Consider the following 16,274-nt stretch of genomic DNA (forward strand, 5'->3'; position numbering starts at 1 on the left):
TCAGGAAGGTGGAAACGGCAGGTGACCAGTACAAACGAGGGCCGGACGGCCTGGAACCGCAAGCGAGCCACGCGGCGCCAGGAGGACAGGCGGAAACGCACCTTAAGACACGTTCAAGGGCTGCGCCGCCAGGGCCAGGCCAGCGGGCCCAAGGGTCTCGCCGAGGCGGAATGGAACATCATCCGCGCGGCCATCGGCCGGCTGTCCGCCGAGCTGCAGGACGCGGAGTGGAAGCCGATCAGCGCGGTCCTGCGGCAGCTCAACGACGGCCTGAGTAGCCGTCACAAGCAGTGAGCGGATTGCGAAATTCGCAGTGCGTATTTCCCGTGCATGCAGTGCGTGCGGACGCCTGATGCGTAGGCGGGCGCGCGGGCGCGCGCGAGCGTACAGGCCACCGTGCGTAATCGGCAACTGGCGGCAACGTCCGCATTCGATCAAGAAATTTCGACGGAAACGGAACCCCTGAGGAGGGATTCATATGGCTGCAGTCGACGCGTCCTCCGTGGGCGCCGGTGTCGGTGTCGCTGCTATCGCCCTGTCGGTGTCGCTTCAGATGATCGCCCGCAAGGGCGGCGGTGGCGGCGGCAAGGGGCATGGCAAGGAACACGGCGGTGGCGGCGGCAAGCTGGGCAAGGTCTGGGCCGTCATGGAGAACCCGGTCCTGCACATCGTGCTGTGGATCACCGGTGGTGTGGGCATGGTCGGCACCGGGATGGGCGCCTGGGTCAACTCGGTCGTCACCTGGGCCAACACGGAAGTGTCCGGGCTGCTCACCCCGTGGGTCGGGCTCGGCCTGGCGTGGCTGGTGTCGCTCGCACTGATCGTGATGCTCATCAAGGACATCCGAGGCAACAGGGCCGGCCCGCGCACCCTCGGCCTGGCCGCCACCTCGCCGTTCGCCGTGGTGGCGATCCCCGGATCTGTCGGCGCCGGCCTCGCCACGGCAATCACCTTCGTCAGCAGCCTGGTCGGCGGCGTCGTCGGCTGGGCTTTCGGTCTTCGTTAAGGGATGTGAGTCATGGAACCGATCTCCCTGTTGGTCATCGCCTACCTCGTGCTCAAGGGGCTTGAGGGGGGCGCCAACAACGTCAAGGAGTCACACGACAACAACAAGAAGAGGCTGTCGCCGAAGGAAGAGGGCGACAAGTCCCGCAAGGGCACGAACGTGGCGGCGGGGATCATCACCGGGGCCACCGCGATCTACACGTTCGGATCCGGCTTCAGGAACGGCTGGAAGGAAGCCTCGGGTGAGGCACGCGAGGTCGTGGAGGCGCAGCGGGCGAGGAACAAGGAACTCCGCGACCGCCGCACCGTGCCTCCCGGGGACGGCCGCCCGCCGGTCACGGAGGCGGACGGTGCGGGAGTCCTGAAGAAGGACGACTCTGCTGCGCCCGCTCCTGGCGGTGAGACCGCTCCGCCGGCCCCGAAGTCCCCGCCCGCTCCGCCGGCCCCGAAGTCCCCGCCCGCTCCGCCGGCCCCGAAGTCCCCGCCCGCTCCGCCGGCCCCGCCCGCGCCGGGCGGGGGCACCTCTGCGGGTGGCCCGCCGATGGTTCCGGCTCCGCCGAGCTATCCGCCTCCGCCCACGAACCCGCCCTCGTCTTCCGGACCGGCACCCGCCGGGCCGGTTCCGTCTACCCCTGGGAGCAGCAGCGTGACGACCCCCGGAAGCATTGAAGTCGTCTCCGTCGACACCCTGGTCTTGTGGCTGACCGACGCCGTCGAGTTCGCGAACCGTGAGCGTGACGACGCGATCGCGGCAGTCAAGCGGATCAGTGACCTGGAGATAAAGGTCGAGAACGCGTACACCGCGGCCGCGGCCGCGAAGTACGACGAAGAGACGCTCACCTTGCTCGCCAGCCTGCGCGAGCTCCTGGCCAAGCTGAAGCTGACCCGTGAGGAAGACGCCAGGAGCAGCGCGGACGCACAGGCCAACAGCGGCATCGCCGCCAACAACGTGCTGGTCCGCCACGGCGGGATCAACGAGGCCGCAGCCGCCGCACCGGTCGACATGGCCGAGTCCCGCACGTACGTCGACTGACCTTCTCCCCCGGACCCAGAAAGGCACTGCTTCTCATGGCAGAGATCACCTATCGCGCACTGCTCATCGTCATCGCCCAATTGGTCGCTGCGACCAACGCGGAAGCGGTGGCCGCGTTCGAGCGCAAGACCCGCATCAAGGCGAAGGCGCAGGACGCCCTCAATGTCGGAGACCGACTCGTCGTCCTGGAATTCGACGGGCACACCCAGCGTGACGTGCGCACGATCGCGGACAACTTCGCGGGCCAGGCCGGTAAGGCGGTCCTGGCGGCGAACGCGGCCACGGACCTGAACGCCGTGGCCCAGAAGGCCGCGAACGCTGTGCGGCGCAACCACGGCGGCATCCACAACGCCGTGGGTAGCGCACCCGTGGCTCCCGCACATCGCACGGCCTACGGGCGTCTGTAGCGGCACAGTCAAGGACCAGTCCCCCTCTGCCCTGCGCGGGTGGGGGCTGGTCCTTGGCCGTGCCGCTACAGACGAGTCGTGGGCACAGCGCGAATCGCCGCTGTATCCGCCCAACTCACCTCCAGGGAGGGCCACATGGCCGCCGCCTCCATCACCCCCGGCACGCTCATCCGCGACGCCGTCACCCGCCGCAAGGCCCTTGTCATCTCGGAGTTCCGGCCCGGGTCCAACGACTTCACCCCCGGCGATCCGCGCAACTACTACACCGTGTGGTTCTACGCCATGGGCCCGGCCACTGACGCCACCACCGACCGCATCAAGTTCCACGACATCACCGTCGTCGGCGAGCTGGAGGACCAGTCCGAGACCACGCTGCGTAAGATCGACATCGGGCTCGGACATGAGGCGACCATCGCCTCAGGGGACCTCCGCAGCAGGGCCAGCACCGCCCACATCCGCATGCGCGACGCCCGCCTCGCGGCCGCCTCACATATGCCCGCCGATGATCATGCAACGACTGCCGCGGCCGCCGGGCCCCGCTTCGCGAGCCTCTCCGCGCTGCGTGACCACCTGAAGGCCGCAGGCGCGGCGGAGTGGGCCGAGAGTCCTACGCTCACCCAGACCCCGGGCCGCCAACTCGCCGTGGTCCGGGACGAGTTCCAAGGGCACACGGAGTGGTGGATCATCGCGCCGGGCCCTGCCGAGCACCTCTCGGCGAACACGAAGTGCCGGTCCAAGAAGCAGGCCCTGGCCCTGGCCGCAGCGATCGAGGACACGGTCGACGTGTCCTGGGACGCCGACGATGCCCTGCCGCTGATCAAGGCGTGGCGTTCGCCGACCGGACAGGGATTTGTCGAGGCCGTCACCGAGCTCCGCGGCATCCGACCTGACTTGGACGACCGCGGCATGTACGCGGAGATGGTTGCGTCGGAACGGAAGTGGACAGCCGAACACGACGCGCAGGTCGCCCGCGACCGCGCCGGCGGCTACACCGCCAACGTCACCCCTCCGGACATCGAGCCCGGTGACGACGTGTCCCTGCGCATCACGGTCTCGTCCAAAGACGGCTGGTACTACCCGGGCTTGTTCGACGACGTGGACGTCGACGGCCCGACCGTGCACCGGAGCGTGACCGTCAGGGGACGCGGCACTACACCGCCCCGGTCGTACCTGACCCCCGAAGGCACCACCAAAGTTGTCGACCGGCACTCCTACCTGGGAGCCGAGTGGGGCGACGGCCACTTCCTGCCGTTGAAGGACGGGACCTGGGAGACCGATGACGGACGCAGCGGCAGCACCCACAAGGAAGTGTTCGTGCCCCGCTACTCCACGGTCCGCCGCCGCCCTGCGCCTAGCGCGGGAGAGCCGGCCCCGGAAACGCGAGCCGTATCAGCGCAATCGTCGCCGGCCGGAGCGGAGATCACCTATCGCCAACTTCGGGCCGTGGTCACCGAATTGACCGACGCGACGCACGCGGAAGCGCAGTCGGGCGACGAACGCCGCCGCCGCATCGAGGCCAAGACCACCGAGGCACACGTCGTACTGGCCCAGCTCGCGGAACTGGATTTCGACGCGGGTACTCGGCGCGACGTGTGCAGGATCGCGGACAACTTCGCGGGCCAGGCCGGTAAGGCGGTCTTGGCGGCGAACGCGGCCAGGGACCTGAACGCCGGAGCTAAGAAGGCCGTGGCCACCGTCCGGCGCAACCACGGCGGCATCCACAACGCCGTGGGCAGCGCCCCCGTGGCGCCCGCACATCGCACGGCCTACGGGCGTCTGTAGCGGGCTCGGCCGACGACAGGTCCTCTTCCGCCCCACGCGGGAGCAGGTACTGGTCCTTGGCCGTGCACCCGCATACACCGCCGACCGGACGACACCACCACCCCCTTGAATCCACCAGGAGCACCCCGACCATGCGTGAACTCACCTCTCCCCAGCCGTCGTTGACCATCTTCGTCGACGAATCCGCAGACCTGGCTGAGCAGCCGGGCGTACGGGACGCCGTACGCGAGCTCCTCCTCCTCGGCCGCAAGCGGGGCCTGTCCCTGTCGGCCTACGACCGGGCGCCGAACGGGCTGCCTCGCTTCTGGCAGTACCCGACCGTGGAGGCGTACACGGCCGCCTGGACGCCCACGGCGTCGACCCCTCCCGTCGCCGGGAGCCCGGCCGGCTGACCAAGGCCGCCGACGGCCAGCAGCCGTCACCCAGTTCCTCTCCGAGGCCGGTTCCTGTACAGGGAGCCGGCCTCGATCCGGTTCCCCCCGCCCCGCAGCGGCTCCGCGCCGTCCCCGTATGCCGGAGGTTGTCCCCTTGTCCGCCGCACGCTCTCCCGAACCCGAGCGGGTCGTGGTCTCCGAGACACCGGAGGCCGGTGACACCGCCACTGACACCGCGCTGCCGGTGAGGGCCCTGGGCGCCGTGCGCCGTTGGGGCTGGCGCAACCGCCGCCACCTCACCCCCCTCTACACGTCCGTGGCCCTCGCCGGGTACGGCCAGGCGCTCACCAGCGCCCCCGAAGGAACCACCGGCGCGCTCATCGCGGACGCCGTCACCGTCGCCACCTACTGCGCCTGGACCAAGTGGCGGGCCAAGCAGGACTGGGACAGCCCGCTCGCCCAGCGTCTGAACGGCTGGCGGATGCTGCCCACCCCGCCCGGCCGGCCGCTGCGGCGGGGTGAACTGGTGCGCTCCGCCTCCTCGGTGGGCGCGGCCGCCGTCCTGACCACGCTCATGCCCGTCCTGGACACCGGCCCGTTCGAACCCGGCATGTCCGGAGCCTGGTGGTTCGGCTGGCTGCCCGCCACGGCGATCCCGTGGTGGTACCGCCGCCGTATCCGCCCCACCAAGGAGGCCATCCCCGAGGAACTCCCCGCGCTCGCCGCCCGCTGGCTGGCCACCGTCGGTTCCTCCAAGGGCGCGCTGCCCGAATCCACACTGGACGATCCCGAAGAGATGGAGATCGAGGGCGCCTTCCAGTGCACCATCGCCCTCGATCCGGTCCGGCACACCACTGCCGACGCGATCGCCGTGACCAGCCGCATCGCCGCCGCGTACGGCGTGTCGGTCACCTCGGTATCCGTCGAAGGGCATCCGTCCGGCAACGCCGCACTGGCCCGCCTGCAGATCTACGAGCGCAACCCACTGAAGAAGGTGCCAGCCTTCCCCGGACCGCAGGTCCTGGACAAGAAGACCGGCATCGCGCAACTCGGCCTCCACATAGACGGCACCCCGGCGCTCTACCAGATGTGGCGGCCCGGCTGGGGCGCCGTCCACACCCACGTCTCCGGGTCTACCGGCGCAGGAAAGTCCGCAATCTTCCGGAACCTGTTCGCCATCGAGAAGCAGTCCGGCTGCATCGTCTCCTGGGGAGGCGACCCGCAGTACGGCAAGAGCTTCGGGTTCTGGCAGGACTACCTGGACTACTTCGCCCCCGGCCCGGACGAGTGCATGGGCCTGCTGATCGCCACCAACACCGAACTGGACCGGCGCTCCAAGAGCAGCGCCGTCACCACCTGGGTCGACGCCGACGGCGACACCATGTACGGCGAGACCGACTGGGAACCCGGCGAGGACCCCCTGCTGTGCGTCACGATCGACGAATGGCAGGACGTCTGGGGTGCCTACGGTGAGGAAGCGATCGAACTCGCCGTCCGGATAGCGATCCTGGGCCGCAAGTGCGGTATCAAGCTGCGGCTCGGTACCCACCTGCCGACCCTGGAGTCCCTCGGCAGCGCCAAACTGCGCCAGCCGCTGACCGCCGGCAACATCATCGCTCTGCGCACCACCGAGCGATCGGCCGGCTACGTCATCAACCTGCCCGCCGACCCCAACGACATCCCCGCGGTGTGGGCCGACGAACTCGGCGTGCCCACCTCCGGCCTCGGCTACATGAAGGGTGTTCAGGAACGCGCGGCCACCTTCCGCGGCTGGAGCCCGGAGCCCAAGGAGGTTGCCACCCGCTGGGCCAAGAAGACGGACGTCGTCGCCGTCCTCGTGGACGGCGCCGCCGAACGGGTCGGCCCGCTCTACACCGAGTGGCGCGAACGACTGGCCCTGCGCCGCACCGGCGAGGAACCGCCGGTCCCCGGAGTCACCGACGTCGACGACGAGGTCGACGAGATGGGCGGCGGAGGTCCGGTCGGGGTCTCCACCGCAAAGCAGGTCCGCGTCCAGCCCGCCAACGAGCTGACCGTGATGGTGGAGGCCGAGGCGAAGCCCGCGACGGGAACGAAGAAGCAGCAGATCCTCGACTTCCTCGCCGCGAACCGGATAACCACGACCGGGATCATCGCCGACCGGCTCGGTATCCCGCTGTCCACCGTCTCCTCCACCCTCACCCGCGCAGCGAAGAAGAGAGAGGTCGTCCAGATGGCCCACGGAACCTGGGCCGCCCCCACCGAAGAAGAAGACGCCGCCTGACCCACCCGCCGGCGTCCCCACCCCTACCCCGTGTGCCCCGCCACCGCCCCCCGGTGACGGGGCACACGCGCGTACCTCCGCGCCCCGAACAGCACGTCGCCGACATCTGGAGCACCTGATGAGCTACGCGCACGACCTCCAGGCCGACCAGACCGTCGGCCAGACCGCCCCCCTGCTGAGAGCAGTCCCCCTGCAGACCCCGCCGGCACCCCACCACGACGAACCGGTCCTGACGCTCTACCAGGTCCCCGTCCCCGGCGCGATCGAGGTCACCCTTCCCAACGGCCGTACGGCCTGGGCAAAGGAAGTCGAAGCCCGCCTCGACCCCATCCCCACCAAGCCCCACGAGCCCATGCCGAGCTGGGCCAAAGGCATCTGCCTCGTCTCGGGCGGCCTGACCGTCCTGGTCCTGGGCAGCGCCGTCGCCCTTCGGATCGCCGCACCCACGTTCGGAGACCTCGTGGACGTGCTCGACATGATCTGGCGGGTCACCCTCGCCCTCGCCGTCATCTTCTTCGGCGCCGGCATCGTCGTACGCCGTCTCCTGGCCTCCGCCCTTGGCGACAACCACGCCACCGGAGCCTCACGCCCTCAGGGCGGCGGCCACAGCGAACAGCACATCGTCATCGCCCCGCAGATCGACACCGGCGGAAACCGCCTGATCGGCCGCTCCGGTGACGTGAACTTCCAATTCGGCGACGGCAACCGCAACAAGCAGTAACCGGCACCACCTGCCGGTCCGCCTGGCCCTCGGCCCCGCGCCGCACAGCGCGTCCGAGGACCGGACAGATCGACACGGCCGCCACACCCCAGACCACGCACCGCCCCCTCCACGAACAGCGCCCGCAACAGCGGCCCCTGCCCGCTCACCGATCCGAGAGGAACCCATGCCCCGTACATCCCGCAACGGCCGCGCCCGCCTGCCCAGTTGGATGCGGCCCGCTCGACGTCACACACCCCCACCCGCCGACCCCCTGCCCGCCACCATGCCCTCAGCTACGGCACCGCCTCTGCCCAGTCCCACCTCGGGGAGCATCCTCCGCGACTGGCGGGTCCCGCTCGGCGTCGACATTCACGACGGCCAGTCCGTCACCGTCGACTTCGACCGCGACGCGCACCTGCTGATGCAAGGCGAACTCGGCTGGTCGATCGGCCCCACGATGGACGCCGTCCTCGACCACATCCTCGCCCGCGGCGCCCACCTGGACCTGGTCACAGGTATCGCCTCGCTTGCCGGCCGATTCACGGACAGCCCCCGCATGTCCCACTACACCGAAACCGAGGCCGCCGAAGCGGTCGAGGCATTTCACGCCAGCATGGTGAACGCCGGGGCCCCCGCCCATCCGGAAGACCACCGCTTCCTGATGATCGACGGTCTGAACCTGCTGCACGCCGACGCACGCGACGGTGACCTTCGCGCCGAGAACGCCCTCGACCTCCTCTACGCCCTCATCGTGTCCGGCCGCCGGTCCGGTCACCACATCGTGGCGCACGACTGGAGTCTGCACTGCAACCGGACTCCGGCACTCGACCGGTTGCGGGCCGCCTTTCCGGCCGTGCTGGAGAGCGTCAAGCCCCAGAAGCACTTCGAGGACCGCGCCGTCCTGCTCGCCCACACCGGCGCCCACGGTCTGCGCCTCCCACGGACTGCCTGACCCTGCGCCATACAGCCCCAGCGAACGCCAACACCCCTTCTCCCCAACGGAGTTACGCCATGCGTAAGAAGCCGCCGACCGTCCAGTACACCCTGCAGCGCGTACCGCCCTCCAAGACGAGCTGGTGGGTCGCTCACCGACACCAGGTCCTGCCGGTCGTCGCCCTGGTCGTCGTCGCCATCGCACACAACGCGGACGGCACCAACCCCGAGCACACCCAGCCCTCCCCGCCCGCCTACACGACGCACGTCGGCAACCCCGCGCCCGTGAACACGCCGTAGGCGAAGCCCCGACTCACCCGTCGATCCCGAACTCCCGGTCCACCACCTGCACTTCGGCAGCACAGTGACCGGCCTCAAGGAGGCAGCAGCCCATGAACGCGAACGACAAGACCGTTCCCTTTCCGGTGCCGCCGACCAGTAACGACGGTGCTGGCCCCCCACCCCGCAGGATGCGACAGCGGTTAGCCACCCGGTGGCACGCGCCCGGCCGCCCGGACAGTTGGCCGCGGGCACGGTTGCAGGAGATCCGAGATGTACCCAGCGCCGGGTGGCGCCACATAGCCACCTGGATCAGGACCGTCATCGTTCTCACCGCACTCACCGCGATCACTCTTCTGGGCTGGTGGAGCATCAACGCCCTCATCGCCTTGCAGCCCTGGACCGCGCTCGGCGACACCGGCCTGCTCGCCACGGTCATCCACCCCGTCCACGGCTACCTCACCGCCCACACTCGCGATCTGCCCGTCGACGCACAGATGGCCTACCGGACCTGGGAGGTCGTCGGCGGTGCCACATTCCTCACCAGCACGATCTTCAAGGCCACCTGCGCGCGCCTGACCTGGACGGCCTGGGGTGCCGCCACCACGGCCATGGTGTGGATCGCTTCCCCGGCCAGCGGCCGTCCGGTCGCCACCGTCCTTATGGTCCTCGGCTGGACTGTCGCCTCCGCCCTCGCGCTCCGCGGCCTGTCTCTGCGCCCGCAGTTCACCACTCACGTGCACAACGACCCGCAGATCCGGGTCAACATCCACACCCCGGCCCCCGTGGTGAAGCGCGTGGAGATCAACGGACGCGAGCTCCGGTCTGTGGAGTAGCCACGCGCCTCCGCCCGCGTCCTCGGGCACCACGCCTACACCGATCCCACCAGATCAAAGCGTCCTCACCACCGCGGCCGGGCCCCACACCTGAAGGGCCGGGCCAGCAGCCGCCGTTCGAGCCCTGCTGACCCGCCGCCCACCTCCGCCGTCCCGATCCCGTCCCATCCCGGGCCGAACCGGCAGCCTTTCCGCTCTCGACAGTCAGGAGAACAAGCCCGTGACCACCGCACCAGCGCCGCACGTCACCACCGCGCAGGAGGCCGCCACGCCCGACGGCGCGACCACCTGGACCACACGCACCTGGGACGTGGTCACCGCCGGCACCGGCCGCCGCCTGGGCAGCGTCATCTGGCACGAGGACCGCATCGACTCGCCCTACCGGTGGAGGAAGACCGGACGAGTCCTGGTGCCCCGCCTCTTCCACCCCCTTGTGCCGCAGCTCTTCATCACCCGCGTCTTCGACGTGATGGAGGCCAACCCGCAGATCACCTTCGTCATCCCGACGGAACACCAGACCCGGATGCGCGACTTCGTCCAGGAGCGCGAGGCCAGGAAACGGGAGTATGCCGCCAAGTTCAACGACCTCCCGGACGAGGCCAAGCGCACCAGCCCGGCCGCCACGTCCGCGCGCGCCCGCGCCGCGAAGCCCCCGACGAACATCTGGCTCGGGGTGAAGGTCTACGACCGCAGGACGGCGGGAACCCGCATCCCGGTACTGCTGGAGACCCCGGCCGCGATCCGGTTCGTCGTCTGCGAACCCTTGAAGGGCCCCGTTGACCTGCACGACTACCTCGTCGAACGCCGTGACGTCACCGACATGTACGCCGACGCACCGGAGGACGCCGTCATCGACGGCATGGTGCGCCACGGCGACCAGTTGCACCGCACCGAGCGCCTGCACTGGGTCATCACGGGAGGCGGGTTCGGGCCCAACGCCCGCCCCCTGCACCCGCAGTGGGCCCGCGACATCCGCGACGCGTGCGAGCAGCACGACGTGCCGTTCTACTTCACGCGGCACGGCGACTACATCACGGCGCCCGTCGTCGACGACCCGGCATTCAGCGGCGGCCGCGCATACGACGACCCGCTGAACGGAGGCCGCAGCTCGGCCTCGCTCCGCGAGCGAGGCCCCAGCCGCACGTTCCGCTCGGGCCCGTGGCGCGCGATGGTGCCGGGCGACCGCACCGGACGCACCTGGATGCTCGACCAGGACACCATCGCCGTCCGCGTCGGCAAGAAGACCGCCGGCCGCGAGCTCGACGGCCGACTCCACGACGCCGTACCCAACGTCTCGGCGGACACGAGGCCGACATATGAGGCGGCCGCACGCTGACCGCTCGGCTGCCGACCCGGACCGCGGTGAAGTACCCCACCAGGTCCGCCTCCGCCGAGCCGCGTCCACGACTGGCAGGGGCGACGGAAACACCCCGGGCCACGTCACGACGCCGGACGGCCCGCTCCGCCATGCCCTGTCACTCAACCGCGCACCGCCTGCCTGCCTACCTCATGGAGCCTGCTGTGAAGAAGACCCCCGCGAAGACGTCTGCTGCGAAAAGGGCACCGGCCAAGAGGCCCGCCGCGAAGAAGGCCGCGGCGAAGCCGGCGCCCACCCCTACCAGCCTTCTGCACCGGCTCTTCCGCGGTATAGGGCGGGGCACCAGGAACCTTGATCCGGCGCACCGCAACGACGGCGTGGCGCTGGGGCTGTTCGCCCTCGCGCTGATCGTCGCCGCAGTCACCTGGGCCGGCCTCCAGGGCGCGGTCGGCGCGCTGGTCGACATCCTGGTGACCGGTGCCTTCGGGCGGCTCGACCTGCTCGTACCGATCCTGCTCGCGCTCTTCGCCGTCCGGTTCGTCCAGCACTCCGAGAAGCCCGGGGCCAACGGCCGTATCGTGATCGGACTGTCCGCGCTGCTGATCGGTGTCCTCGGGCTGGTCCACATCGCCTGCGGCTCGCCCGCGCGGGACGACGGGATGCAGGCCATACGGGACGCCGGCGGACTGATCGGCTGGGGCGTCGCGACCCCGCTGACACACACCATGGGCTCTGTGCTGGCCGCACCGCTGCTGGTGCTGCTCATCGTCTTCGGGCTGCTCGTCGTCACGGCCACCCCGGTCAACGCCATCCCGCAGCGACTGCGGGCGCTCGGCGAGCACCTCGGCGTCGTCCAGGGGAAAGCGGCCGACATGCCCAGCGAGGACGACGAGCGATATGCGGAGCAGCGGCGCGAGGCGCCGCCCGCGGGCTCCCGCCGTAGCGGGCCCGCCAGGGAGGCAAACGACACCGACGGCGTCGGACAGGAGGCACCACGGCGCGGCAAACTCAGGACCGCAGCAAAGCCGGCGTCCACCGACTCCCAGCCGCACCGAATGACGTCCCCCCTGGTCGTCCCCGACCTCACCAAGGAGCCGCCTGCTGGCGGGGAGCACGGTCTTCCCGCGCGCGCTCAGCAGCTCCAGCTGTCCGGCGACATCACCTACTCCCTGCCCCCGCTCGACCTCCTGGAACGCGGCGGCCCCGGCAAGACGCGCAGCGCCGCCAACGACATCGTCGTCGCCTCCCTCCAGAACGTCTTCATGGAGTTCAAGGTCGACGCCTCGGTCACCGGCTTCACGCGCGGGCCTACGGTCACGCGCTACGAGGTCGAGCTGGGCCCCGCCGTCAAGGTCGAGCGGATCACCGCGCTCACCAAGAACATCGCCTACGCCGTCGCCAGCCCCGATGTGCGGATCATCAGCCCGATCCCCGGCAAGTCCGCGGTCGGCATCGAAATCCCGAACACCGACCGCGAGATGGTCAACCTCGGTGACGTGCTCTGCCTCGCGGACACGGCCGAAGACGACCACCCGATGGTGGTCGCGCTCGGCAAGGACGTGCAGGGCGACTACGTCATGGCCAACCTGGCGAAGATGCCGCACATCCTGGTGGCCGGTGCCACCGGAACGGGCAAGTCGTCGTGCATCAACGGTCTGATCACCTCCGTCATGATGCGCGCGACCCCCGAAGACGTGCGCATGGTCCTCGTCGACCCCAAGCGCGTCGAACTGTCCATCTACGAAGGCATCCCGCACCTGATCACGCCGATCATCACCAACCCGAAGCGGGCCGCCGAGGCGCTCCAGTGGGTCGTACGCGAGATGGACCTGCGCTACGACGACCTCGCGGCGTACGGCTTCCGGCACATCGACGACTTCAACGAAGCCGTGCGCAACGGCAAGGTGGAGTCACCGGCGGGCAGCGAGCGCGAACTCCAGCCGTACCCCTACCTGCTGGTGATCGTCGACGAGCTCGCCGACCTGATGATGGTCGCGCCCAGGGACGTCGAGGACTCCATCGTGCGCATCACGCAGCTCGCGCGCGCGGCCGGCATCCACCTGGTCCTCGCCACCCAGCGGCCCTCCGTAGACGTCGTCACCGGTCTGATCAAGGCGAACGTGCCCTCCAGGCTCGCGTTCGCCACCTCCTCGCTCACCGACTCGCGCGTCATCCTCGACCAGCCCGGCGCCGAGAAACTGATCGGCAAGGGCGACGGACTGTTCCTGCCGATGGGTGCCAACACGCCCACCCGCATGCAGGGCGCGTTCGTCACCGAGGACGAGATCCGCGCCGTCGTGCAGCACTGCAAGGACCAGATGACCCCGGTCTTCCGGGACGACGTCACCGTCGGCACCAAGCAGAAGAAGGAGATCGACGAGGACATCGGCGACGACCTCGACCTGCTCTGCCAGGCGACCGAACTCGTCGTGTCCACGCAGTTCGGCTCCACCTCGATGCTCCAGCGCAAGCTGCGCGTCGGCTTCGCCAAGGCCGGGCGGCTCATGGACCTCATGGAGTCCCGGGGCATCGTCGGACCCAGCGAAGGCTCCAAGGCGCGCGACGTCATCGTGAAACCGCACGAGCTGGACGGGCTGCTGGCATTGCTCCGTCCCGTACCCGGCCCTACGTAAACGGGCACCGACAGCCTCCAGGAGCGGGTTCAGACCGCGACTGCCGGAGAGAGGCTGAGTTGCGGGCAGTCGGCTGACCGCGGTGGCCACGATGTGGTCTCCGCGGCGGTACCGGCTGAGACCGCAACAGGGACCGAGTACTCCCGCGCCCGGGCCCGCCATGGTCGGGCCGACCATGACCCCGACCACGGCAGCCCAGGGAACACGTTGCCTGAACGTGACCGGTGGTTGGGGCTGATGGTCGCCTCCCTGGTCGGGGCCACCGGGTGAGGTACCCGCCATGGACTTCACGCCCGCGCCCGCCTCGGACAGCAACACAGCAGAGAGCCCCATCGAACGCCTGGACGAGCACGTGACCGTCGCCGGTCAACGCGATGGGTACCACCGGCTGCTCGGCCCTTTCCCGCAGGCCGCCTGATCCTCGATCGGGTGGCCTCCCCGCGTTTCCAACCCGCTCCCGGACTCCCCAAGGAGGAGAACCCATGGGCAAGACCATGCGCGCCATCGCCGCGATCGCCGTGTCAGGCTTCGAAATCGTCGTCGTGCTGACCGCTGCCGGAACAGGCGGCGTACTGGGCTACAACGCGCCAGCCCGACTGGCCGCCGCTGGATTCGACGGCTGGCCCGGCAACACCACCTCGATCTCGGCCCCCTTCTACGCAGGCCTCATCGGACTCGCCCTCGCCTTAGGGGTCGGCGAGCTCCTCAACTCGGTCATGCCGCCGCTGCGTGCCCTCGCCCGCACCTCGCCCTCCCTGGCCTACGGGCCGGGCACGCAGCAGCAGACGGACGAGGAGCTGCCCACCGGCGCCGAGGACCTCATCGACCGACTGACCGATGCGGCCCGGGCCGGCTGCGCCCACGAGGCCGCGCTGCACTCCGGGAAGGTCGACCCGGCAGGGAACCTGCTGGACCAGGTCAAGCTGTGGGTCAGCATCGACGGGACCAGCGCACAATTCCCCCTCGCCGACGGCGCCTACGTGCAGTACCGCAAGAACGAGGACGGCAAGTTCGCGACCCACGAGTACACCTTCGTCGTACCGGAGAACGAGGACGAGCCGGTCCCCGTCACGTCCATGGGGCAGGTGCGCGACCTCATGAAGCAGCACCTCGACCGCGAGGTGGAGGACGAGCCGGTCAGCGCCTGACCTGCCGGACCCCTGTGCCGCCCCGACCCCTCGCGGGACGGGGCAGTGCAGAGGCCCGGCAGGCGGGCTCCGACCGACACGGAGGGCCAGCGCCCCATGACGACCATGGACATCACCCACAGCCGCGCGGAGTCACCGGAGTCCGCCGAGGCCGCGGGTCGCAGCACCCGCCGCATCAGCGAGCTAGTCGTCGCGACGCTCCACCTGGAGCACCTGGCGGATACGGCCGACCAGCCCGACGACGAGACCGCCGCGCACGTGAACGGCATCACGCCCGAGCAGCAGCGCTCCTTCGTCCTGGGCAACGCCGACCGTATCCGCGCCGCCCTGGACAAGATCACCACCCCGTACGAGACGCCCGCACCGCCGGCGCACCCTGATCCCCGGCCTGCCGAGGAGCACGACCGCGACCTTCAGCCGCCGACGTGCTGCCCCTCAACCGATGTCGCTGCGGCCGTAGTTGCCGCATATCCGGGGTCTGCGGCCCTCGACGCTGTATCCACCGGCGACCGGAAAGGCGCTCAGCGGATCGTCGCCGCCATGTTCCCCGACGAGCTCGCCGCGTTCGCTGGCCACCTCAACGAACTCCGCGAACTCCTCGGCCTGGTCTGCGCCAACTGCGGATGCCTGGTCGAGCTTGGTAGCGCCACGACCGACCCCTTCGCCGCAATGTGTCGGTTCCTGTGCCTCGATTGCGCGGCGCCGTTGCAACGGCGGCCGCCGCACCCGGTGCGCTCAAAGCCGGCCGCCGGCGGATGACCGCCTCCCGTCACGGCATCCGGGAGGCGTCGTGCCCCCTGTCCGGACACGGAGGCCTGCTGGTGCTGGGGAGAGCGGCGCGAGCGGGTCCTCCGCCCTCTGCCGCGCCCCACCGTCCCGTACGACGTATCCCCGTTCTGACGGATCCCCGTGCCGCCCCGACCAGCAGACAAGCGCTGGCTGGGGCGGCGCGGAGGACCGGACAGCCCGGTCGCCCGAACCCCTGAAGGAGCTGCACGCACGTGACTGAGACCCTCACCCCGCCCACCGCCGCCGCGGACTCGCCGCTCGCCCTCCTCTTCGACATCGCCCTTGAGATCGGCGTGCAGGGCGAGGACGAACAACGCGAGGACGCCAAGACGGCCGCCCTGCACCACGTCTGGAGCCACTACCCCGACACCCTCGGCAAGGCCGTGGACGAAGACGACTGGTCTGGCCGGCCCGCCCTTCCGGAGGCCGGATGGGAGGCGTGCGCCGTCGCCTACCTGGATGGTGGCCTGTGGCTGCACCACTCCAGCGACGGCGACCAGGAGCGCGACGTCCTCACCCTCATCGCGCCCTGCACCTGCGGAAACGGCTACGTCGACACTGCCCTGGGCGGCGAGTGGGACTTACTGCAGGTCCTCACCGAGCTGCGCGCCACCGGCGGTCGCTTCCCGCACCACAACGACTACCCCGACTGCGGCAGCCAGCGCCTTCTGCGCGACTGGAGCGCCACCCGGCCGTGACAGCCAACAGCGGCTGGTCCGCGAGAACCGCACCAGCCGTCCCCACTCCCCTCTCGGGCGGCCTGCACATCAC

17 protein-coding genes are annotated in these 16,274 nt (G+C 70.0%); all 17 read left to right on the plus strand.

The genetic code is table 11. The features are described from left to right. Positions 1 to 21 precede the first annotated feature (21 nt). The 17 genes from OG714_RS54965 (at position 22) to OG714_RS55045 (ending at position 16,201) form a co-directional block, all read left to right on the plus strand. Complete coding sequence (locus tag OG714_RS54965; RefSeq protein ID WP_331732347.1) at positions 22 to 294, plus strand: hypothetical protein; 273 nt, start codon at positions 22 to 24, stop codon at positions 292 to 294. A 184-nt stretch (positions 295 to 478) separates the two neighbouring features. Continuing rightward, the gene (locus OG714_RS54970; RefSeq protein ID WP_331732350.1) at positions 479 to 1,006 is read left to right on the plus strand and encodes a hypothetical protein; all 528 of its coding nucleotides are present in this window, start codon (positions 479 to 481) and stop codon (positions 1,004 to 1,006) included. A gap of 12 nt (positions 1,007 to 1,018) precedes the next feature. After that, on the plus strand, positions 1,019 to 2,038 hold the full coding sequence (locus tag OG714_RS54975; RefSeq protein ID WP_331732353.1) for a hypothetical protein: 1,020 nt from the start codon (positions 1,019 to 1,021) through the stop codon (positions 2,036 to 2,038). A 35-nt stretch (positions 2,039 to 2,073) separates the two neighbouring features. Then, the gene (locus OG714_RS54980) at positions 2,074 to 2,445 is read left to right on the plus strand and encodes a hypothetical protein (RefSeq protein ID WP_331732356.1); all 372 of its coding nucleotides are present in this window, start codon (positions 2,074 to 2,076) and stop codon (positions 2,443 to 2,445) included. Between the two features lie 78 nt (positions 2,446 to 2,523). Further along, positions 2,524 to 4,227 carry a hypothetical protein gene (locus OG714_RS54985; RefSeq protein WP_331732359.1) on the plus strand — a complete coding sequence of 568 codons (1,704 nt, stop codon included), beginning with the start codon at positions 2,524 to 2,526 and terminating at the stop codon, positions 4,225 to 4,227. Between the two features lie 131 nt (positions 4,228 to 4,358). After that, positions 4,359 to 4,619: a hypothetical protein gene (locus OG714_RS54990; RefSeq protein ID WP_331732362.1), complete on the plus strand. Its 261-nt coding sequence runs from the start codon at positions 4,359 to 4,361 to the stop codon at positions 4,617 to 4,619. Positions 4,620 to 4,755: 136 nt separating this feature from the next. Next, positions 4,756 to 6,864 (plus strand): hypothetical protein, encoded by a 2,109-nt coding sequence (locus OG714_RS54995; RefSeq protein WP_406132304.1) that lies wholly within the window; start codon positions 4,756 to 4,758, stop codon positions 6,862 to 6,864. Between the two features lie 118 nt (positions 6,865 to 6,982). Next, positions 6,983 to 7,585 carry a hypothetical protein gene (locus tag OG714_RS55000; protein WP_331732368.1) on the plus strand — a complete coding sequence of 201 codons (603 nt, stop codon included), beginning with the start codon at positions 6,983 to 6,985 and terminating at the stop codon, positions 7,583 to 7,585. Positions 7,586 to 7,751: 166 nt separating this feature from the next. Next, positions 7,752 to 8,519, plus strand: a complete 768-nt coding sequence (locus tag OG714_RS55005; RefSeq protein WP_331732371.1) for a hypothetical protein — start codon at positions 7,752 to 7,754, stop codon at positions 8,517 to 8,519. 59 nt (positions 8,520 to 8,578) lie between these two features. Beyond that, positions 8,579 to 8,800: a hypothetical protein gene (locus tag OG714_RS55010; protein ID WP_331732374.1), complete on the plus strand. Its 222-nt coding sequence runs from the start codon at positions 8,579 to 8,581 to the stop codon at positions 8,798 to 8,800. Positions 8,801 to 8,970: 170 nt separating this feature from the next. Further along, on the plus strand, positions 8,971 to 9,615 hold the full coding sequence (locus OG714_RS55015) for a hypothetical protein (protein ID WP_406132305.1): 645 nt from the start codon (positions 8,971 to 8,973) through the stop codon (positions 9,613 to 9,615). Between the two features lie 220 nt (positions 9,616 to 9,835). Further along, positions 9,836 to 10,951, plus strand: coding sequence for a DUF5131 family protein (locus OG714_RS55020; protein WP_331732380.1), 1,116 nt, complete (start codon positions 9,836 to 9,838; stop codon positions 10,949 to 10,951). Positions 10,952 to 11,082: 131 nt separating this feature from the next. Beyond that, entirely contained in the window at positions 11,083 to 13,566 is a 2,484-nt protein-coding gene (locus OG714_RS55025) for a DNA translocase FtsK 4TM domain-containing protein (protein ID WP_331732383.1), read from the plus strand. Between the two features lie 280 nt (positions 13,567 to 13,846). Beyond that, entirely contained in the window at positions 13,847 to 13,984 is a 138-nt protein-coding gene (locus OG714_RS55030; RefSeq protein ID WP_331732386.1) for a hypothetical protein, read from the plus strand. Between the two features lie 64 nt (positions 13,985 to 14,048). Beyond that, positions 14,049 to 14,714, plus strand: coding sequence for a hypothetical protein (locus OG714_RS55035; RefSeq protein ID WP_331732389.1), 666 nt, complete (start codon positions 14,049 to 14,051; stop codon positions 14,712 to 14,714). Between the two features lie 96 nt (positions 14,715 to 14,810). Continuing rightward, positions 14,811 to 15,473 (plus strand): hypothetical protein, encoded by a 663-nt coding sequence (locus OG714_RS55040; protein ID WP_331732392.1) that lies wholly within the window; start codon positions 14,811 to 14,813, stop codon positions 15,471 to 15,473. Between the two features lie 242 nt (positions 15,474 to 15,715). Then, positions 15,716 to 16,201, plus strand: coding sequence for a hypothetical protein (locus tag OG714_RS55045; protein WP_331732395.1), 486 nt, complete (start codon positions 15,716 to 15,718; stop codon positions 16,199 to 16,201). Positions 16,202 to 16,274: the final 73 nt, after the last annotated feature.

The sequence above is a fragment of the Streptomyces sp. NBC_00989 genome, from assembly GCF_045162655.1.
GTDB lineage: Bacteria > Actinomycetota > Actinomycetes > Streptomycetales > Streptomycetaceae > Streptomyces.

What these genes read in the sequence shown, in the direction of transcription:
- OG714_RS55010 (WP_331732374.1), top strand. Translation starts at nt 8,579, where the DNA reads ATGCGTAAGAAGCCGCCGACCGTCCAGTACACCCTGCAGCGCGTACCG.
- OG714_RS55040 (WP_331732392.1), top strand. Translation starts at nt 14,811, where the DNA reads ATGACGACCATGGACATCACCCACAGCCGCGCGGAGTCACCGGAGTCC.
- OG714_RS55015 (WP_406132305.1), top strand. Translation starts at nt 8,971, where the DNA reads ATGCGACAGCGGTTAGCCACCCGGTGGCACGCGCCCGGCCGCCCGGAC.
- OG714_RS54990 (WP_331732362.1), top strand. Translation starts at nt 4,359, where the DNA reads ATGCGTGAACTCACCTCTCCCCAGCCGTCGTTGACCATCTTCGTCGAC.
- OG714_RS54970 (WP_331732350.1), top strand. Translation starts at nt 479, where the DNA reads ATGGCTGCAGTCGACGCGTCCTCCGTGGGCGCCGGTGTCGGTGTCGCT.
- OG714_RS55030 (WP_331732386.1), top strand. Translation starts at nt 13,847, where the DNA reads ATGGACTTCACGCCCGCGCCCGCCTCGGACAGCAACACAGCAGAGAGC.
- OG714_RS55025 (WP_331732383.1), top strand. Translation starts at nt 11,083, where the DNA reads ATGCCCTGTCACTCAACCGCGCACCGCCTGCCTGCCTACCTCATGGAG.
- OG714_RS55000 (WP_331732368.1), top strand. Translation starts at nt 6,983, where the DNA reads ATGAGCTACGCGCACGACCTCCAGGCCGACCAGACCGTCGGCCAGACC.
- OG714_RS54975 (WP_331732353.1), top strand. Translation starts at nt 1,019, where the DNA reads ATGGAACCGATCTCCCTGTTGGTCATCGCCTACCTCGTGCTCAAGGGG.
- OG714_RS54980 (WP_331732356.1), top strand. Translation starts at nt 2,074, where the DNA reads ATGGCAGAGATCACCTATCGCGCACTGCTCATCGTCATCGCCCAATTG.
- OG714_RS55005 (WP_331732371.1), top strand. Translation starts at nt 7,752, where the DNA reads ATGCCCCGTACATCCCGCAACGGCCGCGCCCGCCTGCCCAGTTGGATG.
- OG714_RS55035 (WP_331732389.1), top strand. Translation starts at nt 14,049, where the DNA reads ATGGGCAAGACCATGCGCGCCATCGCCGCGATCGCCGTGTCAGGCTTC.